This is a genomic window from Vibrio sp. KUL78 (genome assembly GCF_059725505.1).
Genome location: NZ_AP045837.1, coordinates 941,884 through 964,766, shown reverse-complemented (window position 1 = coordinate 964,766; position 22,883 = coordinate 941,884). Strand labels below are relative to the sequence as shown.

19 protein-coding genes and 1 pseudogene are annotated in these 22,883 nt (G+C 46.6%); 15 read left to right on the top strand and 5 right to left on the bottom strand.

Translation table 11 applies throughout. The features are described from left to right. The first annotated feature begins 7 nt into the window (after nt 1–7). The 5 genes and pseudogenes from AC6I8Y_RS04760 to AC6I8Y_RS04740 all read left to right on the top strand — a co-directional run bounded on the left by AC6I8Y_RS04760 (nt 8) and on the right by AC6I8Y_RS04740 (nt 6,101). Entirely contained in the window at nt 8–1,309 is a 1,302-nt protein-coding gene (locus tag AC6I8Y_RS04760; RefSeq protein WP_498020880.1) for a TRAP transporter large permease, read from the top strand. 55 nt (nt 1,310–1,364) lie between these two features. Beyond that, a pseudogene (locus tag AC6I8Y_RS04755) lies at nt 1,365–2,828 on the top strand (mannitol dehydrogenase family protein). Nucleotides 2,829–2,840: 12 nt separating this feature from the next. Then, nucleotides 2,841–4,253 carry a glucuronate isomerase gene (gene uxaC / locus AC6I8Y_RS04750; protein ID WP_498020879.1) on the top strand — a complete coding sequence of 471 codons (1,413 nt, stop codon included), beginning with the start codon at nt 2,841–2,843 and terminating at the stop codon, nt 4,251–4,253. An 89-nt stretch (nt 4,254–4,342) separates the two neighbouring features. Further along, nucleotides 4,343–4,858 (top strand): YgjV family protein, encoded by a 516-nt coding sequence (locus AC6I8Y_RS04745; RefSeq protein WP_042474091.1) that lies wholly within the window; start codon nt 4,343–4,345, stop codon nt 4,856–4,858. Nucleotides 4,859–5,075: 217 nt separating this feature from the next. Next, nucleotides 5,076–6,101 carry a DUF1989 domain-containing protein gene (locus AC6I8Y_RS04740; protein ID WP_234494245.1) on the top strand — a complete coding sequence of 342 codons (1,026 nt, stop codon included), beginning with the start codon at nt 5,076–5,078 and terminating at the stop codon, nt 6,099–6,101. Between the two features lie 313 nt (nt 6,102–6,414). On the opposite strand, the gene AC6I8Y_RS04735 is transcribed toward AC6I8Y_RS04740, so the two are convergent. Beyond that, nucleotides 6,415–6,906: a hypothetical protein gene (locus AC6I8Y_RS04735; RefSeq protein ID WP_394152548.1), complete on the bottom strand. Its 492-nt coding sequence runs from the start codon at nt 6,904–6,906 to the stop codon at nt 6,415–6,417. Nucleotides 6,907–7,184: 278 nt separating this feature from the next. Here AC6I8Y_RS04735 and AC6I8Y_RS04730 point away from each other — a divergent pair, with 278 nt between their 5' ends. Together AC6I8Y_RS04730 and AC6I8Y_RS04725 are read left to right on the top strand one after the other, a co-directional pair. Next, nucleotides 7,185–7,814 (top strand): glutathione S-transferase family protein, encoded by a 630-nt coding sequence (locus AC6I8Y_RS04730; protein ID WP_498020878.1) that lies wholly within the window; start codon nt 7,185–7,187, stop codon nt 7,812–7,814. Between the two features lie 376 nt (nt 7,815–8,190). Next, on the top strand, nt 8,191–9,642 hold the full coding sequence (locus AC6I8Y_RS04725) for a YfcC family protein (RefSeq protein WP_498020877.1): 1,452 nt from the start codon (nt 8,191–8,193) through the stop codon (nt 9,640–9,642). Between the two features lie 97 nt (nt 9,643–9,739). Here AC6I8Y_RS04725 and AC6I8Y_RS04720 read toward each other — a convergent pair whose 3' ends face one another. Then, nucleotides 9,740–9,946 (bottom strand): hypothetical protein, encoded by a 207-nt coding sequence (locus tag AC6I8Y_RS04720; protein ID WP_498020876.1) that lies wholly within the window; start codon nt 9,944–9,946, stop codon nt 9,740–9,742. A 325-nt stretch (nt 9,947–10,271) separates the two neighbouring features. Between AC6I8Y_RS04720 and arcA the strand changes: the two genes are divergently transcribed. From arcA to AC6I8Y_RS04690, 6 genes are all read left to right on the top strand, one after another. Continuing rightward, nucleotides 10,272–11,492, top strand: a complete 1,221-nt coding sequence (gene arcA, locus AC6I8Y_RS04715; protein ID WP_042474078.1) for an arginine deiminase — start codon at nt 10,272–10,274, stop codon at nt 11,490–11,492. A 32-nt stretch (nt 11,493–11,524) separates the two neighbouring features. Continuing rightward, the gene (gene arcC, locus AC6I8Y_RS04710) at nt 11,525–12,436 is read left to right on the top strand and encodes a carbamate kinase (RefSeq protein WP_234494249.1); all 912 of its coding nucleotides are present in this window, start codon (nt 11,525–11,527) and stop codon (nt 12,434–12,436) included. Between the two features lie 82 nt (nt 12,437–12,518). After that, a complete protein-coding gene (locus tag AC6I8Y_RS04705) occupies nt 12,519–13,529 on the top strand; it encodes an ornithine carbamoyltransferase (RefSeq protein WP_498020875.1) in 1,011 nt (336 codons plus the stop codon). A gap of 202 nt (nt 13,530–13,731) precedes the next feature. Continuing rightward, nucleotides 13,732–14,214 (top strand): arginine repressor, encoded by a 483-nt coding sequence (locus AC6I8Y_RS04700; RefSeq protein WP_394152544.1) that lies wholly within the window; start codon nt 13,732–13,734, stop codon nt 14,212–14,214. Between the two features lie 117 nt (nt 14,215–14,331). Further along, the gene (cobO, locus tag AC6I8Y_RS04695; RefSeq protein WP_394152542.1) at nt 14,332–14,940 is read left to right on the top strand and encodes a cob(I)yrinic acid a,c-diamide adenosyltransferase; all 609 of its coding nucleotides are present in this window, start codon (nt 14,332–14,334) and stop codon (nt 14,938–14,940) included. A 156-nt stretch (nt 14,941–15,096) separates the two neighbouring features. Then, nucleotides 15,097–15,363: a hypothetical protein gene (locus AC6I8Y_RS04690; RefSeq protein ID WP_394152541.1), complete on the top strand. Its 267-nt coding sequence runs from the start codon at nt 15,097–15,099 to the stop codon at nt 15,361–15,363. A 106-nt stretch (nt 15,364–15,469) separates the two neighbouring features. On the opposite strand, the gene AC6I8Y_RS04685 is transcribed toward AC6I8Y_RS04690, so the two are convergent. The 3 genes from AC6I8Y_RS04685 to apbC form a co-directional block, all read right to left on the bottom strand. Then, on the bottom strand, nt 15,470–17,563 hold the full coding sequence (locus tag AC6I8Y_RS04685; protein ID WP_498020874.1) for an AsmA family protein: 2,094 nt from the start codon (nt 17,561–17,563) through the stop codon (nt 15,470–15,472). Nucleotides 17,564–17,711: 148 nt separating this feature from the next. Then, nucleotides 17,712–18,353 carry a uridine kinase gene (gene udk, locus AC6I8Y_RS04680; protein ID WP_042474065.1) on the bottom strand — a complete coding sequence of 214 codons (642 nt, stop codon included), beginning with the start codon at nt 18,351–18,353 and terminating at the stop codon, nt 17,712–17,714. Nucleotides 18,354–18,543: 190 nt separating this feature from the next. Beyond that, entirely contained in the window at nt 18,544–19,620 is a 1,077-nt protein-coding gene (apbC, locus tag AC6I8Y_RS04675) for an iron-sulfur cluster carrier protein ApbC (protein ID WP_498020873.1), read from the bottom strand. A gap of 177 nt (nt 19,621–19,797) precedes the next feature. Between apbC and metG the strand changes: the two genes are divergently transcribed. Beyond that, nucleotides 19,798–21,858: a methionine--tRNA ligase gene (gene metG, locus AC6I8Y_RS04670; protein ID WP_498020871.1), complete on the top strand. Its 2,061-nt coding sequence runs from the start codon at nt 19,798–19,800 to the stop codon at nt 21,856–21,858. Between the two features lie 206 nt (nt 21,859–22,064). Beyond that, the gene (locus tag AC6I8Y_RS04665; protein ID WP_128649060.1) at nt 22,065–22,871 is read left to right on the top strand and encodes a hypothetical protein; all 807 of its coding nucleotides are present in this window, start codon (nt 22,065–22,067) and stop codon (nt 22,869–22,871) included. The last annotated feature ends 12 nt before the right edge of the window (nt 22,872–22,883 follow it).

Genomic DNA, 22,883 nt, shown 5'->3' with positions numbered 1-22,883 from the left:
TTCCAATATGGAGTGGCAAGTAATTTTGACCCTTTTCGGTACGTTTACGTTTTTACTCGCAATTGGCGTTCCGGTTTCTTTTGCTATTGGCTTGTCGTCACTAGCAACTATTCTAATGAGTTTACCTCTTGAACCCGCTATTGCGGTTGTTGCTCAGCGCATGGCTGCTGGCCTTGATAACTTTGCTCTGCTGGCAATTCCGTTCTTTATCTTGGCGGGTAACATCATGAACCAAGGTGGTATTGCCGTTCGATTGATCAACTTTGCCAAAGTACTTGGTGGGCGCCTGCCTGGTTCACTCGCCCACGTTAACGTTATGGCAAACATGATGTTCGGCTCTATCTCAGGTTCGGCTGTGGCCTCAGCGGCCGCTGTGGGTGGCACCATGTCACCACTGCAAAAGAAAGATGGCTATGACGAGAACTTTTCCGCTGCCGTTAACATTACCTCTTGCCCGACAGGTTTGCTGATTCCACCAAGTAATACGCTGATCGTGTTTTCACTGGTCTCTGGCGGTACTTCTATTGCTGCACTGTTTCTTGCTGGGTACATTCCAGGGCTTATCATGGGTTTGAGCCTAATGATGGTGGCAGGATTCATTGCTAAGCGCCGCGGCTATCCGGTTGCTGAGCGCCCTAGCCTAGCAATGGTGTGGGATACCTTTTTGAAGGCAGCGCCGTCACTTATGCTTATCGTCATTATTATGGGCGGTATCATTGGCGGCATCTTTACCGCAACGGAAGCATCGGCAATAGCAGTCATGTACACCTTTATTCTTGCGGTGCTTATCTACCGTGAAGTGAGATGGCGTGACCTGCCTAAGATTGTACTGGAGTCTGCAGTAACAACATCGATCGTGCTACTGCTGGTTGGCGCTTCGATGGGTATGTCGTGGGCCATGGCGAATGCTGATATCCCATACATGATCTCAGACGCCCTTCTGGCTATTTCAGAGAACCCGCTGATGATCTTGCTCATCATCAACGTCATTCTGCTGATCGTCGGCATTTTTATGGATATGACGCCAGCTGTTCTTATCTTTACACCTATCTTCTTACCGATCGCCCTTGACCTTGGTATCGACCCCGTGCACTTCGGAATCATGATGACATTCAACCTTGCCATCGGTATCTGTACTCCTCCAGTAGGTAGTGCACTCTTTATCGGTTGCTCGGTGGCGAATATCTCCATCGATAAAGTAATTAAACCACTACTGCCTTTCTACGCCGCACTGATTTTCGCGCTGTTGGCAGTGACCTTCATTCCTCAATTAAGCCTATTCCTTCCGAACTTGGTTCTAGGCTACTAATCGACATAAGCAATTAATCACCCGCTGGCATGCCAGCGGGTACAAGGAAACAATAATGAAATCAATTGCCAACACAAAACTGAATGACGGTGTAAACACTCCTCTGTACCCAAGAAACCAACTTAAAAGCCGCATAGTCCACCTTGGATTTGGGGCGTTTCACCGTGCCCACCAAGGTCTGTTTACGGATGAGGTAGCAAAAAAATCGGACAGCGATTGGGGTATTTGTGAGGTCAACCTATTTGGTGGTGAGGACCTTATTGAATCTCTTCGCGAGCAAGACCACCTATACTCAGTGGCTGAAAAAGGCGCAACTTCCACCGAAATCAAGGTGATTGGTGCCGTCACCGAATCTCTGCATCCAAATTTAGACGGTATCCAAGCCGTCATCGAAAAAATGGCTGAGCCGCAAGTCGCCATCGTTTCTATGACTATCACAGAAAAAGGTTACTGCGCAGACCCTGCAACGGGTCTGCTAGATAAACACAACCCTCTTGTCATCGCAGATCTAGAAAACCCGACCGCACCAAAAACGGCTCTTGGTTATATCGTGCAGGCATTGAAAGTCCGCCGAGAACGCGGCCTTCCTCCATTCACTGTCATGTCTTGCGACAACGTACAAGAAAACGGCCACGTTGCAAAAGCGGCAGTTCTTGAATTTGCGCGACTGCTCGATTCTGAACTTGGTTCATGGATTGAAGCTAATGTGACTTTCCCTTGCACTATGGTCGACCGAATTGTCCCAGCCGCAACGCCTGAAACCTTGACCGAAATTACCGAGCTTCTTGGTGTGTAAGACCCTTGTGGCATTGCCTGTGAGCCTTTCCGCCAATGGGTAATCGAAGATAATTTCGTTGCTGGCCGCCCTAATTGGGATGTCGCTGGCGCCGAGTTTGTTGCCGATGTGGTGCCTTATGAAGAGATGAAGCTTCGCATGCTTAACGGCAGCCACTCTTTCCTAGCCTACCTTGGCTATCTCGGGGGTTATGCACACATCTCTGACACTATGAAGGATCCCGGCTATCGTAAGGCGGCGTTTGACATGATGATGAAGGCACAAGCGCCTTCATTGACTATGCCCGAGGGTACAAACCTAGAAGCTTATGCCAAGCTGCTTATTGACCGATTTACCAACCCAAGCCTCAAGCACAAGACCTGGCAAATCGCGATGGACGGAAGCCAAAAAATCCCACAACGCATGGGAGGCAGCCTTAAGTATCATCTCGAAAATGGTTCTGACTTTAAGTGGTTGGCGACCGGTATTGCAGGATGGATGCGTTACGTCGCCGCGCAAGATGAGCAAGGTAATGCGATTGATGTTCGCGACCCTATGTCTGAAACCCTAAAACAAATTTGTGATCAGCATGGATTGAACGTTTCAGTGGTCCCAGCACTGCTCAGCCTTGAGGCGATTTTTCCTAGTGAGCTTGGACAGAATCCTATTGTTATCGATGCGGTAAGTACGGCCTATCAATCACTGATTGAGCATGGTGCAAAACATACAGTTGCGGCTTTATAAGGGGAAACAACAATGAAGCACTTTTTATGTGAAGACTTTTTGCTGTCAAACGAGACTGCTCGCCACTTATATCATGAACACGCGAGCTCACAGCCGATCTACGATTATCATTGCCACCTAAACCCTGCGGAAGTGGCGACAAATCGCCAGTTCGACAACCTAACCCAGATTTGGCTAGAAGGCGATCACTACAAATGGCGTGGTATGCGCTCTGCTGGCATCGAAGAGCACTTGATTACTGGCGGTGCGAGCGATCATGAAAAGTTCTTAGCGTGGGCAAAAACCGTTCCGCAAACACTTGGTAATCCACTGTATCATTGGACGCACCTCGAGCTACGCCGCCCATTCGGTATCACTGGTACTCTACTCAGCCCAAAAACGGCTGAGCAAATTTGGCATCAATGTAACGAGATGCTCGCAACGTCGGAGTTTAGCGCTCGGGGCATTATGCAGCAGATGAATGTGGTCATGGCGGGTACGACTGATGACCCAATCGATACCCTAGAACATCACAAGGCTATCGCTGATGACGCTTCCTTCACGACCCAAGTCTTACCTAGCTGGCGTCCAGATAAAGCGTTTAAGATTGAGCTCGATGGCTTTGCAGACTATATGCAAGCACTAGGGCAAGCAGCCGACATCAACATCCATCGCTTTAGTGATTTGACCGCTGCGCTTGATAAGCGTCTAGCGCACTTCGACGCGCATGGCTGTCGCGCCGCCGATCATGGCATCGAGATAGTACGCTATGCGCCTATCCCGACAGATTCAGATTTAGACACCTTGCTCACCAAACGCTTAAACGGCAAAAGTCTGACTGAGCATGAGTGTGCTCAGTTCTCTACGGCTGTTCAAGTATGGCTAGGGAAGCGTTATGCGCAATTAGGCTGGGTGATGCAGCTACATATTGGCGCTCAGCGCAACAACAATACTCGTATGTTCCAGTTGTTAGGCGCTGATGCAGGCTTCGATTCGATTGGCGATCGTCCATTCGCATTTGAGCTGGCACATCTGCTTGATGATATGGATAAAACTAATGAGCTGCCACGCACTATTTTGTACTGCTTGAACCCACGTGATAACGAGATGATGGCCACCATGATTGGTAACTATCAAGGCGGAGGCATCGCGGGCAAGATACAGTTTGGTTCGGGTTGGTGGTTCAACGACCAAAAAGATGGCATGCAGCGCCAAATGGAGCAGTTGTCGCAACTTGGTCTACTCAGCCAGTTCGTTGGTATGCTGACCGACTCTCGCAGCTTCCTTTCTTACACTCGCCATGAATATTTTAGACGCATACTGTGTGACATGGTTGGACGCTGGGCAGAGAATGGTGAGGTGCCTAATGACTTGTCATTGCTGGGGCCTATGGTTGAAGACATCTGCTTTGGTAACGCAAAACGTTACTTTGAGCTTAGGGACTAACTCTCCCTCTTCGCTATAAAAATGAGCTGGGTGGCGTGCTACTCAGCTCATTATTTCGTTTTTGTAGGTTCATTTTATAGGGGCGTTCGTTGGACAATCTCATTGCACAAGCCATTGGAGGCATCGCATTTATCTTCGGTGTGATGGCATTCTGGCAAAAAGACGACATTCGCTTTCGTTATCACATGACCACATTCTGCTTCATTATGGCGATTCATTTCGTCTTAATGGGCGCCACGGTTGCGGCTATCGGTGTGACGTTGAACGCGATACGAAGCTTTATATCGATAAAAACGCAGTCTCGAGGCGTGATGTGGTGTTTTATCGCCGTGATGTGGGGGATGACCGTCCCGAATGTGACCAGCATGTTCGAGCTTCTGACAGTCATCGGTTCATCGGTCGGGACTTGGGCTCTGTTTTCCAAAAAAGGCATTACCCTTCGTTGCCTTATTCTATTTAACTCGCTCTGTTGGGCAACTCATAACATCTGGCTTGGCTCAATTGGGGGCTCTCTCGTTGAAACCACGTTTATCATCACTAACCTAATTACCATCTATCGGCTTTACATCGCCCGTAATCAACAAATCGAAGAAAAGCCTATATAGCTTTACGCTTTGAGTGGTTTGGCGGGTAGCACCTCCTCAAACAATTACAAGGCTCATCTATTCGCTCCCTCGAGCGGTTCCTATTTTGTCTATTTTTTGGCTCACGTTTACTATGTCAATCAACCAAGGGGGACACAGCCCTCAGGTGTTTATCAGAAGTCGTGCATGGAACCCACGGCCATAATCGAAATGGATTCCTTAGCATAGGATAAAAACTATGACTGAACTATGTAAGCCATGTGGTGAGCAACTTGCTCAAAACTTCGATTCTTCTTACGACGCTAACGTTGACCCAGTAAAAACCTACTCGGACTCACTGTCAGCAGACCTAGACTTCTATCAACGTGTTCGCGACACCAAACGCAACGGCACTCGCAAGCATGTGTATTCTGATGTACTAAAGCGCGAGACTGGTAACTCGTTCTTAGTAAAAGCAGGCCAGGTTATTCGTATTGAGCAGCGTCCAAGTGCAGACGGCAACAACGGTCGAACGCAAATTATGGATGTGTTGATGGTGACAACTGATCTGGAGCAGTATTCAGACCACCTAAACTCAACGGCAATCGAAGGCTTTAACCAACGCTTATATTCCGGTATCTGGTCTCAATCGCGCCACTTTAGAAAAATGGCGACGCTGGTTGAAGATGAGTTTCCATATGAACAATTGCCAGAGGGCTTTACGCATATTTGGCTCGCAGCTCACTGCTCACCTGAATATATTGGTCTAGCACACGGCTTGGACAAGGTGACGAACTCATGTCACGAGAACTTCTTGCATGCGTTTAGTCGAATTCCTGCTATCGCGAACATTGAAGACGAAAAGATCCGTAAAGAGGTAACTCAGTTCTTTGCAGACCGCAACGACTGGAACATCTTCCAAGGCAACCAGTTTATGCTCGATGAGCAAAATATCACTCGTGCACGCATGTGTCCGACGCCGCCTGTAGAGGACGGAACCGCCATCGAATGGTATGCCGAGCAAGATATGTATGTGGTTATCTCGAACTGTCCTTACGGTGACCAGCATACCTGCTATACGGAGATTCATAATAACGATGTGTTTATTGAAGTCTTCGACACAGGTATCAAGCCGTACGCACCAGCACTAACCGATAAGATCCAAGGTTGGGAGACGGCTGCATGGGAGCGCGTTGAAGCTCGAGGCGGTAAGCTCGCTGAGCAGCAACCACTTGAACCTGTCACGCTAAAACTCCCTATCGATGTTATCGATATCAACCGATAACGATTGAAAGCTAGAAAAGCCTTCCTCTTGGAAGGCTTTTGTCGTTTAGGAAAACTACTCTTTCATCATTCATTCGAAAACTGATGAGAACCTAGTTCGAATAACACGTCGAACGTCGGCAAAATGTAAGCATCACGCTCTAAAAGAGAGACGAGGGTTTTATAAACAATGAACAACGACTCTGAGGCCAAGGGAAGCAAGTGGGTATTCCGATTTTCAATAGCAATCGCTTGGATCTTTCTCTTACTTGGCGGTTTAAGCTAAAAAGGGCTACCGATTCGGTAGCCCTTTCAGAAAAAGTTTGGAAGCTCGTCTAATCTGAATCGTTATCCGAGTCGCTTTCTGGTGCCAACACCTCTCGTGTTGTCTTGACCAACAGCGCTTCCGCTTCGTCAAACTCTAAAATTTCTAGGTGATACATGGTCTCGACTATGGACGCAAAGGCGCAATTGATCACAGAGTTGGGCTGACCTGCATATTGCCTGACGCATCGGTCAACATAGAGCAAAATGTGTTTTTTTGCCGCGACCTTATCCGCCTCAGTTCGAGCGGCCATAGGTTCACGTATCGCGACGAGGTGTTGGTCAGTATTAAATGGAGGCGCTTTCTCTTCCATATCCGCTTTCGTCACCCTGATCTGCCCCTCTAGTTTACCTTCTAAAGCCTCTTCAACGGGTAAATCAGCGAACTGTTCGCGATATGATTGAATCAGTTGACGCATCTCAGACATGCACTTTTCTGTATCCCCTTCAAAGCGATGATTAGAGTAATACTTGCTGTCTGCGGCGTAGGTGGTTCGATCCATTTGGGTTACCTCAGTTTGAAATGAGCCTAATCGAATCAACGGTTTGTTGATACACGTTTTCATCATTACGTTATAACAAGTCTAGTCTAAGGTCTAATTAGGTACCCATCGATACCAACAATACTTCAGCCACCAGCCATAATCACTTACTAGGAGATACGCATACTTTACATATAAGTTGTGCGCAATTATATTTATTGCAATTAAAATAATAGACTGATACTGTGCTACGTAACTAGACAGAGACATTAAACACTTAACGTAAAGGTTGGCGGATAATGATTACCCTACATCACCTCAATAAATCTCGTTCTAAACGCATCATCTGGCTACTTGAAGAGCTTCAGGTTCCATACCAAATCAAAGCTTATCAGCGTGTACCGGAAACCAATCTGGCACCAGCCGAGCTTAAAGCGATTCATCCGTTGGGTAAGTCACCCGTTATTGAAGAAAATGGTCAGGTATTGGCAGAGTCTGGAGCCATTACCGAGTATTTATCTGAGCGCTTTGGTGCAGACAGTCTGATGCCGGCAAAAGACTCTGAGAACTACCCGCTCTACTTGCAATGGCTGCACTTTGCTGAAAGCTCCGCCGCGCTACCTTTGCTACTCCACTACTTCCTAAAGATTGATGGCAGTGAAACGCGCTTTCTTGATGGTTACAGCAAGCAGGAACTGGCATTAATCCTTGGCTATCTAAACGATCATCTCAGCGACAATACTTGGCTACTCGGTGATCAATTCAGTGCCGCGGATATTCTTCTCTCTTGGATCATTGAGATCTCCGCCGAGTTGGCTCTGCTCGACGAGTACCCAGCGCTCAAAAGGTACTTATCGGCACTTTATGCAAGACCGGCGGCAAGCAAAGCGGCTGAGATTGAAGCTCAGCATGATAAATCGACGCAATAAAAAATATATAAGGCTGCCACTATAAGGTTCCATTGGCAGCCTTTAATTATTTAACGCATTAATTCTCAAGTGACTTAGATCAAAATAATAGTATTATCTTAAATACTGCATAATTATCCGACCTACGAAACAAACCCAGCCATTTAAAAATAGTTTTTCACTATTCTTCCACTGTTTGTCCATTTATATTTCATTACCAATGCTGGCTATTATTTTCCTCAAGAATAAATGTGAGCCAGACTCAAGTTATTCATCGCGATTAATAGTACATTTCTGACACACTAAAGATTAGTAATCCTTATGGCTTCAATGTGGTAATTGAACGTTAAACGTACAGCTAAGCGGGAAGAAAGTACTTCCTGCTAAGGAGAATGCTATGACCGCCCACGTCGTCCATGAACCAAAAAAGTCCGGCGGCTTTTTTACCAATTTTAAGTTCCCTTCTGCCTACACCATTTTGTTTGCACTCATTGCTATCGTGGCATTGATGACTTGGATCATTCCCGCTGGTCAATATGAGCGAGTAATGAATGATGACCTTGGAAGAGAAGTCCCTGTTGCTGGCACCTATTCTAGTGTTGAAAGTAACCCTCAAACCCCGATAGATGTGTTGATGGCACCCATCGACGGTTTCTACGATCACAGCAGCTATGAGGCAGGCGCAATCGATGTATCTCTGTTCGTACTTGTCATCGGTGGCTTTCTTGGTTTGGTAACCAAAACGGGGGCAATAGACGCAGGTATCGAGCGGGTTACTCATCGTCTTGAGGGGCGAGAGGAATTGATGATCCCTATCCTAATGGCTCTGTTTGCAGCTGGAGGGACGGTTTACGGCATGGCCGAAGAGTCACTGCCTTTCTATACCTTACTTGTACCGGTCATGATGGCAGCGCGATTTGACCCACTCGTCGCAGCAGCCACTATTCTATTGGGGGCGGGTATCGGCGTGCTTGGCTCAACCATTAACCCATTTGCCACCGTTATCGCCGCCAACGCTTCGGGCATTCCTTTTACGGATGGCATTATGCTGCGTCTTGCCATGCTCGTGGTCGGTTGGGTGATTTGCGTTGCCTATGTGATGCGTTACGCCAAGATGGTCAAAGCAGACCCGACCAAATCCATTGTCTATGACAAGTATGAGGAAAACAAAGCGCACTTCTTAGGCAATAAAGGCGAAGAGAAACTTGATTTCACAACTACTCGAAAAGTCATCCTGACCATTTTTGGTGGTTCATTCGCAGTCATGATCTATGGCGTATCTGTCGCTGGATGGTGGATGGCAGAAATCTCAGCGATGTTCTTGGCTGCGTCTATTCTGGTTGGTTTCGTTGCTCGAATGAGTGAAGAGTCGTTTATAGAAAGCTTTATTGAAGGCGCAAGGGACTTGTTAGGTGTGGCGCTCATCATTGGTATCGCGCGCGGCATTGTGGTCGTGATGGACAGGGGAATGATCACCGACACCATCCTCAATTCTGCCGAGCACATAGTGACGGGGCTGTCGTCAATTGTCTTCGTTAATGTGATGTTTTTCTTAGAAATACTGCTTTCATTCTTAGTTCCATCAACATCAGGTTTGGCCGTATTGACCATGCCGATCATGGCACCTCTCGGTGATTTTGCAGGCGTTGGAAGGGATCTCGTGATCACCGCTTATCAATCTGCCTCGGGGCTGGTGAACCTGGTAACACCGACCTCGGCCGTGGTGATGGGTGGACTTGCCATCGCTCGCGTGCCTTATGCTCGGTGGTTGAAATGGGTCGCACCGCTTATGGGTATCCTAACCCTGTTCTGTGTCATTATGCTTAGCCTAGGCACATTGATCGGCTAAGTACATGATCGGCTAGTTTCTCTGACAACTCTGCTTTGAAGATTCAGTCAAACTGCACCGAATGATACAAGCCCGCTATCAATAGCGGGCTTTCTGTTTATTTAGTGCTCGTTACAGCCATTTCCCACTGCCCTATCATCTCTTTTTTCTCTCCTTCGACAGCTTCAGCTCCCTCAATATCAACACTCTTAACCCTTTCAAAGCTGACTTGAAAAGTGATCAAGATCCGAATTTTGATAGAAATCCTGTTAACAATCACCTCTAAAATGCTACCAAAAACGGTATCTAGTAGCCTGTTATGCATATTCTGCCGACCTAATGAAATTCATTATTTAAACTAATGCGAATCAAATTTCCTTCACGCTATATTTAATCGTTATTTTTCGGATAATTCATGCATATTATTCCCGCCTAAATGGTCAAATACCCAACTTTATTCGAGACCTTTAAAGAATAGATATTGTTAACAGCCGCCTATTTTAACCCAATCAGTAGCACAGTAAGTGTGTGATCAAGATCCAACATATCCTGAATAAGTTAATGCATATTATAACCACCACAACGAAGCTAATAATAAATACCCTACATAAAACTCTTTGAGTTTTTATTAATACTAGAGAGATTTGATTATGAATAAACTCTATGTTGGTTCTGAAGTTGGTCAGTTACGCCGTGTGTTAATTCACCGTCCACGCCGTGCTCTCACACACCTTACCCCATCTAACTGCCACCAGCTTCTTTTCGATGATGTGCTTGCTGTCGAAAAAGCGGGTGAAGAGCACGATGTGTTTGCTAAAACACTTGAGTCGCAAGGTGTCGAAGTACTCCTACTCACCAACCTTCTTGCAGAAACGCTAGCAATCGCAGAAGCAAAAGATTGGCTCCTTAATACTCAGGTATCGGACTTCCGTTATGGCCCAACCTTTGCGAATGATGTCAGATGTTACCTCGCTGACCTTCCAAATCTAGAACTGGCGAAGATTCTAACTGGTGGGCTCTCTTTTGGAGAGATGCCTTTAGAGTCATCTTCTATGCTGCAGTCTCTGTATAAGAAAAATGATTTCATCATTGACCCATTACCAAACCACCTATTTACCCGCGATACCTCTTGCTGGGTTTACGGTGGCGTCTCTATTAACCCCATGGCTAAGGTGGCGCGTCAAAGAGAAACTAACCATCTACGCGCTATCTATCGCTGGCATCCAAGTTTCGCCGGTCAAGACTTCATCAAGTACTTTGGTGATGAGCCTCTCGCTTATGACCACTCGACAATTGAGGGTGGTGACGTCCTAGTCATTGGCAAAGGTGCGGTGCTCATCGGCATGTCCGAGCGCACAACCCCACAAGGCGTTGAACATCTTGCCTCTAGCTTGTTCAAACATGGTCAAGCTAAACAGGTCATCGCACTAGAACTGCCAAAAGATCGTTCTTGCATGCACTTAGATACTGTCATGACACACATGCGTGAAGACACCTTCTCGGTCTATCCAAATGTGATTCCTGACGATGTGAAGTGCTGGAGCCTTACAGGTGATGAATCCGGTCGAGTGAAAGCCACACAGCAAACCTCTTACATTTCCACCATTGAGAAAGCGCTGCACGTCGACAAGCTCAATCTTATCACCACAGGCGGTGACAACTTTGAAGCAGAACGTGAACAGTGGAATGACGCTAACAACGTACTGACCGTTAAACCAGGCGTCGTTATTGGCTATGAACGCAATACCTACACCAATGAGAAGTATGACAAGGCTGGTATCACCGTGCTCCCTATTCCTGGTGATGAACTCGGTCGTGGTCGCGGCGGTGCGCGATGCATGAGCTGCCCTATTGAACGCGATGGTATCTAACCATTCCTTAAGACTTAATGGATGAAAAAGTTATGAAAAAACAAACCATTGTCGTCGCTCTTGGTGGTAACGCCTTACTAAAAAGAGGTGAGCCACTCGAAGCTGAAGTACAAAGACATAATATTGAAGTTGCGGTCAACACCATCTCCAAGATTGCTGAACAATACAACGTTGTACTGGTGCACGGTAACGGCCCTCAAGTTGGCTTGTTAGCGCTTCAAGGACTGGAATACAAAAAGGTTAACCCTTATCCCCTCGATGTGCTGGGCAGTGAAACACAAGGCATGATCGGTTACATGCTGATGCAAGAGTTTAAAAACCAAATGCCAGATAGAAATGTCACTTGCATGCTGACTCAAATGACGGTCGATCCAAACGATCCTGCGTTTAAAGATCCAACAAAACCGATCGGCCCAATCTACGAGAAGCAGGAAGCCTGCGACCTGGCAGAGAAATATCACTGGACCATAAAACCGGACGGTCAACACTTCCGCCGTGTGGTCCCAAGTCCGCAGCCTACCGGCATTATTGAACATGAGGCGATCACCTCTTTGATAGAGCAAGGTCATCTCGTGATCTGTACCGGAGGCGGCGGCATTCCGGTTACACGCAGAGACGGTAAGTTGGTTGGTGTCGAAGCGGTCATCGATAAAGATATGTCGGCTGCATTCTTAGCCAAACAGTTGAATGCTGATCGCCTACTGATTCTTACCGATGCAGATGCGGTCTATCTCGACTGGGGGCAACCAACCCAGCGTCCATTGCATACCACAACGCCAGCAGAACTCTCCCGCTACCAGTTTGATGCTGGATCAATGGGACCCAAAATCGATGCTTCTTGTGAGTTTATTCAACAAGGTGGGCAAATGGTCGGTATTGGCGCGTTAGAAGATGGTCTTCGCATTCTTGAAGGCAACGCCGGCACCGTTATTACTAAACGCTAAATTCCCTCAATCACAATGATATGAAGCGCTGGCTTAATTCAAGCAGTATGAGCCAGCGCCAAGACTGAAAAAGGACACTATTATGGCTTTCAATCTTCGTAATCGTAACTTCCTAAAACTTCTTGATTTCACACCTCGCGAAATCGGTCATTTGTTAGAACTGTCTATTGAGCTGAAAAAGGCTAAGTACAACGGCTACGAACAGCCAAGACTTAAAGGCAAAAACATCGCTCTGATCTTCGAGAAAACATCGACTCGTACCCGCTGTGCCTTCGAAGTCGCGGCATTCGATCAAGGCGCTCAAGTTTCTTATCTCGGTCCAACCGGCTCTCAAATTGGTCATAAAGAGTCGATGAAAGATACGGCTCGTGTTCTAGGTAGAATGTACGATGGCATTGAGTACCGCGGTTTTGGACAAGCTATTGTCGAAGAGCTAGGTCAATACGCTGGCGTGCCGGTATGGAATGGTTTAACCGATGAGTTCCACCCAACTCAGATTCTTGCTGACTTCATGACAATGATGGAGCACTCCCCAAATAAACCGCTGAGCGAAATCACTTTCGCTTACTTAGGTGATGCTCGTAACAACATGGGTAACTCACTTATGGTTGGTGCGGCGAAAATGGGTATGGAGGTCCGTCTTGTGGCACCAAAAGCGTTTTGGCCAGAAGCATCACTCATAGAACAATGCCAAGCCATAGCTGTTGAAACTGGCGCAAAAATCGTATTTACCGAAGACGTTCAGGAAGGTGTTCAAGGCTGTGACTTCTTGTATACCGATGTCTGGGTTTCGATGGGCGAAGCCAAAGAAGCCTGGGCGGAGCGCATCAAACTGATGCTACCGTATCAAGTTAACATGGATGTGATTAAAGCGACAGGTAACCCTAATGTGAAGTTTATGCACTGTTTGCCTGCATTCCATGGTGAAGATACTACGGTCGGTAAAGCACTCGCAGCTGACTATCCAGAGCTCTCACAAGGATGCGAAGTAACGGATGAAGTGGTGGAGTCTCCTTACTCAATCGTCTTTGATGAAGCAGAAAATCGCATGCACACCATTAAAGCCGTCATGGTGGCAACGCTCGGTCAATAAACAAGCGTGAAGCGGTAAACACCAATAAAAGCGAGGGGATTCTCTCGCTTTTGAGTGTTCAAACAATAACCTAACCTCAAAATGAGATAAGGGCATATATTTTACCCAAGCCTAATTTGGTAGTGTATGAAGTGTTATTTCTACTGATTCACAATATATATAACCATCTCAAGGATGAGTTTTACTATTTAATAGGTGAAACATGTACGACACTCCTGATTTAGATAGCGTTTCTGTCGATGACCACAAGCTTACCGAAGTCTGCAAAAAGCTTCTGCAACAGCAAAGCTTCACCACCCAAAATAAACTGAGGCAAGCCTTGGTCGACCTCGGCTATACCGGGATCAGTCAATCCACTGTCTCGAGGCTTTTGGCTCATCTAGGCGTGGTGAAGATGCAAAACGCGTGTGGGAAAAAAGCCTACTGCCTAACCGCAGAGAGCACCTCTGTTCGCGTCGATTCATCCATCTCTTCTCAGATTGAACTCATTACTAATAACCAATCACTGGTCGTCATTAAGACTCATCCAGGTAGCGCGCAACTCATCGCTCGTTTGATAGATATTGACCCGCATGCTGACATCTTAGCCACGATAGGTGGCAATGATACGATCTTGGTGGTACCCAAGCATGTCAAAGACGTCGATCGCTGTGAACAAGTGGTACGGGCTCGATTAGGCGCATAACAATAAGCGCTAATACGTTAATCAAACGGGGTATTTCCTTAGGAATTATCCCGTTTTTTTCTGCCATGATTGCTTTATGATGGTGGGCACACACTTCGAATAAAAAAGGGAAAGCCCATGTCACTGTCAGAAGACGCTAAACAGCAACGCCACAAAGAGCGTCAGCAAAAAGTGAAAGAGAATGTTGATAAAAAAATCGCTAATGCGCAGGTAGAAAAAGGGCTGCTACTGGTCATTACTGGCAATGGTAAAGGAAAGTCGACCTCAGGCTTTGGCACAGTGGCACGCGCGGTCGGTCACGGCAAGAAATGCGCTGTGGCACAATTTATCAAAGGCACATGGGATAACGGCGAACGTAACCTGCTCGAAAAGCTAGGCGTAGAATTTCAGGTGATGGCAACCGGCTTTACTTGGGAGACACAAAATAAAGCCGCCGACACCAAAGCCGCACAAGGCGTTTGGCAAGAGTGTAAACGTATGCTGCAAGATGAATCTATCGACGTGGTGCTTTTTGATGAGCTGACCTACATGGTGAGCTATGGCTATATCGAACTGGATGAGGTTGTCGAAGCACTTAATAATCGCCCTAACATGCAGTCCGTGATCATCACTGGGCGCGCAGCACATCGCACGCTTATTGATATGGCAGATACAGTATCAGAAGTTAAAAATATCAAACATGCTTTCGAGTCTGGTGTAAAAGCGCTAAAAGGCGTCGACTGGTAAGTTCCAATCTTACCGCTTATGGGGGACGCTTTTGATACCAAAATATCGAGAAGTCACCCATACAGGGTACATTTCACTCAACTCTCTACATGACATTAGGTTGCATTTCGTTTAAATTAAACATAAATGCAACATAGCTTTAACACGGAGAGTTTTATGGAAAGTTGTACTCTAGCACTGTGGATGCGTACGAATGAGCATGAGTTCGTCCTAGGATGGGGCCCAATTCAAAGCTTACAAGAGTCCAAGACTTGCTGGGAATCCATTCGCGAAACAAGCGGTGACTCTAGCTACTCGTTAACCCTTCGCAAGCCGTGTGGTGCTGTCGATTCAAAGAATATAGATATGGCAGCTGCATCTGTACTCATTGAATCTTGGGGCGCTATCAAAGAAGAAGAGCAAGATCTCGATTTGCATTGGTAGTTTGCCTGGCAATTTGGATTGGTAGTGAGTCGAGACACTCGGAATGTAAAAAAGCCAGCCTCTACGGGCTGGCTTTATCGTTCTAATTGCAACAGGGTTACTTACATCAGTTAAACAAACCTTTTAGCAGGCCGTCTACCGCCTTTTTGGTTTTCTCATCTTTAATGCCTAGTCGCTCTGTGGCGCGTTCAACTTCTTTCTTCGCTTTCTCTTTTAATACATCATCAAACACTAGCGCGAACTGAGGCTGAGCCCATGGACCCGTTATCTTGATAGGGATCGTCACGTCACGAAGCTCGTCAATAGATTGACCACCCTGCCCTTCTAGCGTGCCAACAACTGAAGTACGTACTAAGAAGTCTGCTGTTTCGTTAACGTAGTTTGCTGAGCCCTCACCTTGAATACGAAGCAGTGGTGATTCTGCCGTCATGTCTTTGGTCGATACGACGCCGTTTGCTAGATTTAGCGTCGCCTTCATTGCACTGAAGTCCGTTTTTTGTGGACCCTGTTGACCGTCTAAAGACTGACCTTTAAAGCGCGCATAATTCTCACGAATCATCTGCGCAACGTTAATGCCATTTACCGCACCATCGGCAAAATTAATCTTCACCGTACCGGATAGATTTTTCTTCATTGCAGTTGGAGCCAGACCCTTACCTTTAACGTTGACATCAATGTTACCCGTGCCTTCTAGTTTATCGTTGTCAGCGACATCTTTAAGCAAAGGTTGAACCTTAACGCCTTTAATACGCTTAACCGCGCTGTAAATCGCTGGAGACTGGCGCGCATCTAGCTTACCACTTGCGGTAATAGTGCCGCTGTAGAGCTCTGAGCTAAATGATGACAGCTCAGCCACACCGCGATTGACAGAAAAGTCAGCGGTTACTTTTTGCATGTGGGCGTTCGCTGCTTTGAATTTGTCGATGGTGATCTTGCCTTTCACATCCAGACCTTTGAGCGCGCTTAGGTCTGGTTCCACCTCGCTCGCCGATGGTTTCGATGCGCCACCCGTTTGCTCACCACCCGTTGAAGCGGTTTTATCTGCAGGCTGATTCAAACCTAAAAACTCATCCAGGTCGATATTCGGGCTGTGAAGAGAGAAACGTACTTTAGGGATATCGGCTAACTGAACGGTCGCTTTACCGTCTAGCTCAATCTTGTTCACCGTGAGTTTATTTAGAACAAAATCAAGAAAGCTCTTGTTCATATCAAAGCTTAGATCCGACGCCATAGTGACTTTCATCGGAGACTGCGGCAGCGCTGCGCCTTCAAGCGTCGAGTCCAAAGACAAGCCGCTCAACGTAACCAGGCTTATCGCTTTATCAACTGTGAACGTTGTGCCGCCTTTAGCATCAAAGATTAGCTCGGCTGCATTGCCTTTCATTGAGAAATCAATGGCGTTTGGCTTATCAAACTCAAAGGTTGCCAACTTAAGCTGTGCTTGCTGAATTTGATTCGCCGCATCTTGGTAGGTCGCATCAAACTCAATGTTCTTCAATGCATACTCTGCAAAGCCTTGAGCCAGTTTAAAATCAGCCGTACCTTTGGCAGTAAACTGCTGATCATTGTTTTGACCTTTCATTTCAAAATTCGCAGTGGTCCACTGATCAATGGCGAACTCAGAAACATTTAAGCCCACATCATAGAGCTTAGTGAACGTACCCGTTTGTGCGTTAGACATCTCAAGCAGCGCATTTGAAACTGTCACGCCCGATAGAGATATCTGCCATCCGTCTGTGGCTGAAGCCGTCGAATCAGCTGGCGCATCGGATGTGGTTGTCGGCTCTGCTGCCGCTTCCGTTTGCGGCGCTGCCGTGAGTGAATCTAGGTTAGAGCGACCATCTTTAAGTGTTTCTATATGAACCTGTGCACCATCTAGAGTAATAGAGCCAATCTCAAGCGTTTTATCAAGCAGCGGCATAACCGCGACGCTCACACCTACTTGGCTAACGCTGAACAAATTAGGGTTTTGGAAGCCTTGCGGGTTTTTCAAGCTTGTTTGCCCAAGCTCGAGACCCACCGATGGGAAGAATTGCCAGCTAATATCGCCGCTAATTTCAAGATCAAGACCGGTTTGGTTTTTGACTTGCTCTGCGAGCATAGGTTTGAACTGGTTAGGATTCACAAACATCACCAGCGCAGCGACACCTAACACTATTACCAATACAGGTATGGCAAGAATGAGGAGGAGTTTTTTCATTAGCAACTTCCCTGAAAACAAAAAGTGGCACATAAAGTGCCACTAATCTATTAAAAAATAAAGCAATTTAAATGCGGTTCGAGCACCCATTGAGTATAGAACATTCTTACCGCGTTTCGTGTATGTTTTCGACTAGATAATGTCAGAATTACGCACGAAGTAGCTTAGCGATGTGGGCTTTTAGCACATCAATCGCGATACGGTTTTTACCGCCGCGAGGAACAATAATGTCTGCGTGTTGCTTCGATGGTTCAATGAACTGCATGAACATTGGACGCACAGTAGACTGGTACTGCTGCAAAACTGATTCCATCGTACGACCGCGCTCTTCTACATCGCGCTTCACACGGCGAAGTAGACAGATATCAAGCGGCGTATCCATAAATACTGTCGCGTGCATCAATTTACGCAGGCGCGGGTCGGTCAGCAGCAAGATGCCTTCCAGGATGATCACCTTCTTTGGTGTCATAGTCGCGGTGTTTTCCGTACGCGTGTGCTCTGTGTAGCTATATTCTGGTACTTCTACCGCTTCACCTTGAATCAACTGCTCTAAGTGTTCGCAAAGCAGATCGTGATCAAGTGCATTTGGGTGGTCGTAGTTAGTTTTTACACGCTCTTCCATGCTCAAATGACTTTGGTCATTGTAGTAACAATCTTCCGTGATGACACCGATTTGGTGGTCGCCTACCTTTTCACGTAGTTCGTTATAGATAGTGCTCGCGATGAGGCTTTTTCCAGAAGCAGAAGCGCCAGCGATACCGACGATGACACATTGATTATTATCAGACATTCTTTGCACCTAGTACATATATGGTGGTGAGGACAAAACCGCGTAATTATATGGACATCATTCATTAGATACTAGTCGATATCTCACTTATTTGACCTCCAATTTTGCCTTCGCTCAAAGAATGGAGAAATGCAATCGATTACCCGCTAGCGCCGCGTTTTAAATATAACCAACACATGTCATATCATGGCTATTCGACCATCTTGAACATGATCGAGTCTGGTTTGGGTTTACCGCTCCAAAATAGATCAGCGCACACTCGCTCTGCGAGTTCTTGATAGATAATCGCGTGTTCACTTTCTGGTTTTGAAACCACGGTCGGTGCGCCATTATCAATCGACTCTCGAATGTCGATATGCAGAGGTACTTGGCCAAGAAGATTTAACCCGAATTTAGACGCCATCCACTCGGCACCACCAGCACCAAAGATATGCTCTTTCGAGCCGCATTGGCTGCAAATGTGATAGCTCATGTTCTCCACGATACCCACCACTGGTACCGAGACTTTCTCAAACATGGCAGCACCTTTAATCGCATCAGCAAGGGCAAGGTCTTGTGGTGTGGTCACAATCAGCGCCCCCGTCACAGGAATTTGCTGAGATAAGGTTAGCTGAATATCCCCCGTACCCGGTGGCATATCGATGACTAGGTAATCCAGATCTGGCCATTCTGTTTCATTGAGAAGCTGAGCTAGTGCCTTGGAGGCCATTGGGCCGCGCCATATCGCCGCGTCATCGGTACTCATTAAATAGCCAATAGATTGAGTGTAAATGCCATGCGCGGGTACAGGCTGCATCCACTTACCATCACGAACGTCTGGATGAGCATCAATCTGGCCAAGCATAATAGGAATTGAAGGACCATAGACATCCGCATCCAAGATGCCCACTTTGGCACCCAACTTACTGATGGCCAGTGCCAAGTTCACCGCCGTGGTTGACTTACCAACGCCGCCTTTGGCTGACGTAACCGCAATGACGTTTTTGACGCCTTTTATCTCTGTCGCAACCGTGGTTTCCAGTGACTTAGTATTGACAGACACAGAGTAAGAAAATTTAGCAACCTCGCCACTGCTTTGTTTCGCGTCAATCCAGTTTGCTAGAGCTTCTCGTGCTGAGAGATTGGCAAATGGTAAGGCAATTTGAAACTCTCCAGAGGCGGCAACCTTAACCACATCAGGGACTTCGCTCCACCCCAACTTAAGGTTTGAGTGCGTGAACTCCCCCAGCCATTGGCAAAAATCTTGTTTCGATTCAAACGTGCGCATCTTGCTTTCCTTATTATTGTTAGTCTTTCGCTAATCTTTCTAAGATTAGCACTCACTTAGCTGAACCAGAACCCTAAAAAAGTTGGGGAGATTGATACTGGATACCTTGGAGTCATGCCACGCATCATGTAGTATTAGCCAATATTTTTACTCTGAATAAAGAAAGCGAAACAAAGTATGGCAACCGATCCAAGAAAATTGTTGGTCACTTGTGCACTACCGTACGCTAACGGCTCTATCCACTTAGGTCATATGCTTGAGCATATCCAAGCGGATATTTGGGTGCGCTACCAACGTCTACGTGGCAACGTAGTAAACTTCATTTGTGCTGATGATGCTCACGGCACACCAATCATGCTGAAAGCGCAGCAGATGGGGATCACGCCTGAAGAAATGATCGCAGCGGTTAGCGAAGAGCACCAAAAAGACTTCGCTGGCTTTGATATCAGCTTTGATAACTATCACAGCACACACTCAGAAGAGAACCGTGAGCTTGCGTCTCACATCTATCTTGAGCTGAAAAAGAACGGTTTTATCTCTAGCCGTACCATTTCTCAGCTATTTGATCCTGAGAAAGAAATGTTCCTACCGGATCGTTTTGTAAAAGGTACTTGCCCGAACTGTAAGTCTGAAGACCAGTACGGTGACAACTGTGATAACTGTGGTGCAACGTACAGCCCGACGGAACTTATCAACCCTCAGTCTGCAGTATCTGGTGCTACACCGGTAATGAAAGACTCTGAGCACTTCTTCTTCGACTTGCCTCAGTTTGAAAGCATGCTTCAGGAGTGGACTCGCTCTGGCTCGCTGCAATCTGAAACTGCGAACAAGATGCAAGAGTGGTTCGAGTCAGGTCTGCAACAGTGGGATATCTCTCGCGATGCACCTTACTTCGGTTTCGAAATCCCTGGTGAAAAAGGCAAGTTCTTCTACGTATGGCTAGATGCACCAGTTGGTTACATGGCGTCATTCAAGAACCTATGTAACAAACGCGACGATCTCGATTTCGACGAGTACTGGAAGAAAGACAGCTCAACAGAGCTTTACCACTTCATCGGTAAAGACATCGTTTACTTCCACAGCCTGTTCTGGCCAGCCATGCTAGAAGGTGCAGGTTTCCGTAAGCCAAACAACGTGTTTGTACACGGCTACGTAACGGTAAACGGTGCGAAGATGTCTAAGTCAAAAGGCACCTTCATCAAGGCAGCCACCTACCTTGACCACCTAGATCCTGAGTGTCTGCGTTACTACTACGCTGCCAAGCTGAACAGCCGTATCGATGATCTAGACCTTAATCTTGAAGACTTCACGCAGCGTGTTAACGCTGACGTTGTTAACAAGATTGTTAACCTAGCTTCTCGTAACGCAGGTTTCATCACTAAGCGTTTTGAAGGCAAGCTTTCTGACAACTTCGCAGAGCCAGAGCTATACAACGAGTTTGTTGCTGCTGCTGACCGTATTGCAGAGCTTTACGAGACTCGTGAGTTTGGTCGTGCAATCCGTGAGATCACGGCGCTAGCAGACAAAGCGAACCAATATGTTGACGAGAAAGCACCTTGGGTTGTTGCTAAAGAAGAAGGCAAAGACCAAGAGCTTCAAGACATCTGTTCAGTCGGTATCAACCTATTCCGCGTTCTGATGACTTACCTGAAACCGGTCATGCCAGCATTGGCTGCTCGCACCGAAGCGTTCCTAAACGAAACGCTAACTTGGGAAGGCATTGCAGCGCCGCTTACTGGCCATGAAATCACTAAGTTCAAGGCGCTGTTTAACCGTATCGATCCTAAGAAAGTGGAAGCAATGATCGAAGCTTCTAAGGAAGATGCAGCAGCAGAAGTGGCAGCGAAGGAAAAAGCAGAAGCAGAGAAGAACAAAGCAAGCCAAACAGAGCTTGATAAAGATCCTATCGCTGATGAGATCGAGTTTGACGACTTTGCTAAGGTGGATATGCGTATTGCACGTATCATCTCTTGTGAAGAGGTGCCAAAAGCAAACAAGCTACTTAAGTTCCAGCTAGACATCGGTGGCGAAACGCGCCAAGTGTTCTCTGGCATTAAGTCTGCGTACAAGCCTGAAGAGCTAGAAGGCAAGCTAACGGTTATGGTAGCAAACCTTAAACCTCGTAAGATGAAGTTTGGTATGTCTGAAGGCATGATCCTAGCAGCGGGTCCTGGTGGCAGTGACCTATGGATCCTAGAGCCGCACGAAGGCGCTCAGCCTGGTATGCGCGTCATGTAATTGACCGTTTTATCGCTAGACTAAAGCCAGCATTTTTGCTGGCTTTTTTTGTGACCAAATTCACAAATAAAGTGCACTTGCACCATGAGCAAGCAGTTCCTTATACCCCAAAAGTATTAACCTATTGTTTTATAAGCATATTCAACATTGGCACTCGCCTTGCTCTGATTGGAGTGAGAGCGATAAACGACGTAAAGGAGGTCGTTATGTTTGTGTTGATATCTCTAGTCCTATCATTAGGTATTTTGGCTGCTATCTATCACTACGCAAAAGTGACAGAGGCAAAAGTAGAACGTAAGTATCAACTTGTGGTGCATTTACGTGAGCTCGTCACCTTGATTCGACAGCATCGCACAGCCACACACTATCAGCTGATGTTTGACCAAAAGAAAGTAAAGCAATTAGAGAAAATCGAAATTGCGATGGAGGAGTCCTGCCTTAAACTGGTCAATGTCGCTCATTTTGACAATAAGCCCTTGTACCGAGTATTGCATAGCAACGTTAAGCTTCTTACCCGTTCATGGAAAAAGCACAGTGTTAGTAAGAATCAGATTGTGCACGGGAAACTCATTCGACAAACGCTATTTCTTGTCGACGAGATCTTCATGGCCTGGCTCATGGATGTCGACCGCGAAGAGCTGCAGCAAGAATATCGTAATGTCTGGCAAGGCGTGATTGACTCATTAGATTGCCTTACACAGCTGCGTATCTGTATCGATGGTGCTGATAGCGAACTGGGTAAACAGCGAATCCTGCATTACTGTAAGCAGATGCACAGGAAAGTGAATCACTTAAGTCTAGTTGGCCCCCTCTCGGTGCCATCACCCATGTACAGTACTACGATCACTAAGATTGAAGAGCTGATTTCGCATCCGGAAACGTCGTTAGATAAAGAGTCTCTGTATCAGCTTACCTCTGAGTTATCAGAGCTTATCTTTACTACCTACGATGGATTGGTGAGTGAAATTGCGAGTGACCTCTATCAGCCTGTACCAAGTATTATGACAGTCTAATAGTGTCACTTA

Coding starts and splice junctions, on each gene's coding strand:
- AC6I8Y_RS04730 (WP_498020878.1), top strand. CDS start 7,185: ATGATTACCCTACATCACCTCAATAAATCTCGTTCTAAACGCATCATC.
- metG (WP_498020871.1), top strand. CDS start 19,798: ATGGCAACCGATCCAAGAAAATTGTTGGTCACTTGTGCACTACCGTAC.
- AC6I8Y_RS04690 (WP_394152541.1), top strand. CDS start 15,097: ATGGAAAGTTGTACTCTAGCACTGTGGATGCGTACGAATGAGCATGAG.
- AC6I8Y_RS04700 (WP_394152544.1), top strand. CDS start 13,732: ATGTACGACACTCCTGATTTAGATAGCGTTTCTGTCGATGACCACAAG.
- AC6I8Y_RS04740 (WP_234494245.1), top strand. CDS start 5,076: ATGACTGAACTATGTAAGCCATGTGGTGAGCAACTTGCTCAAAACTTC.
- AC6I8Y_RS04685 (WP_498020874.1), bottom strand. CDS start 17,563: ATGAAAAAACTCCTCCTCATTCTTGCCATACCTGTATTGGTAATAGTG.
- AC6I8Y_RS04705 (WP_498020875.1), top strand. CDS start 12,519: ATGGCTTTCAATCTTCGTAATCGTAACTTCCTAAAACTTCTTGATTTC.
- cobO (WP_394152542.1), top strand. CDS start 14,332: ATGTCACTGTCAGAAGACGCTAAACAGCAACGCCACAAAGAGCGTCAG.
- arcA (WP_042474078.1), top strand. CDS start 10,272: ATGAATAAACTCTATGTTGGTTCTGAAGTTGGTCAGTTACGCCGTGTG.
- AC6I8Y_RS04760 (WP_498020880.1), top strand. CDS start 8: ATGGAGTGGCAAGTAATTTTGACCCTTTTCGGTACGTTTACGTTTTTA.
- AC6I8Y_RS04735 (WP_394152548.1), bottom strand. CDS start 6,906: ATGGATCGAACCACCTACGCCGCAGACAGCAAGTATTACTCTAATCAT.
- apbC (WP_498020873.1), bottom strand. CDS start 19,620: ATGCGCACGTTTGAATCGAAACAAGATTTTTGCCAATGGCTGGGGGAG.
- uxaC (WP_498020879.1), top strand. CDS start 2,841: ATGAAGCACTTTTTATGTGAAGACTTTTTGCTGTCAAACGAGACTGCT.
- arcC (WP_234494249.1), top strand. CDS start 11,525: ATGAAAAAACAAACCATTGTCGTCGCTCTTGGTGGTAACGCCTTACTA.
- udk (WP_042474065.1), bottom strand. CDS start 18,353: ATGTCTGATAATAATCAATGTGTCATCGTCGGTATCGCTGGCGCTTCT.
- AC6I8Y_RS04725 (WP_498020877.1), top strand. CDS start 8,191: ATGACCGCCCACGTCGTCCATGAACCAAAAAAGTCCGGCGGCTTTTTT.
- AC6I8Y_RS04665 (WP_128649060.1), top strand. CDS start 22,065: ATGTTTGTGTTGATATCTCTAGTCCTATCATTAGGTATTTTGGCTGCT.
- AC6I8Y_RS04720 (WP_498020876.1), bottom strand. CDS start 9,946: ATGCATAACAGGCTACTAGATACCGTTTTTGGTAGCATTTTAGAGGTG.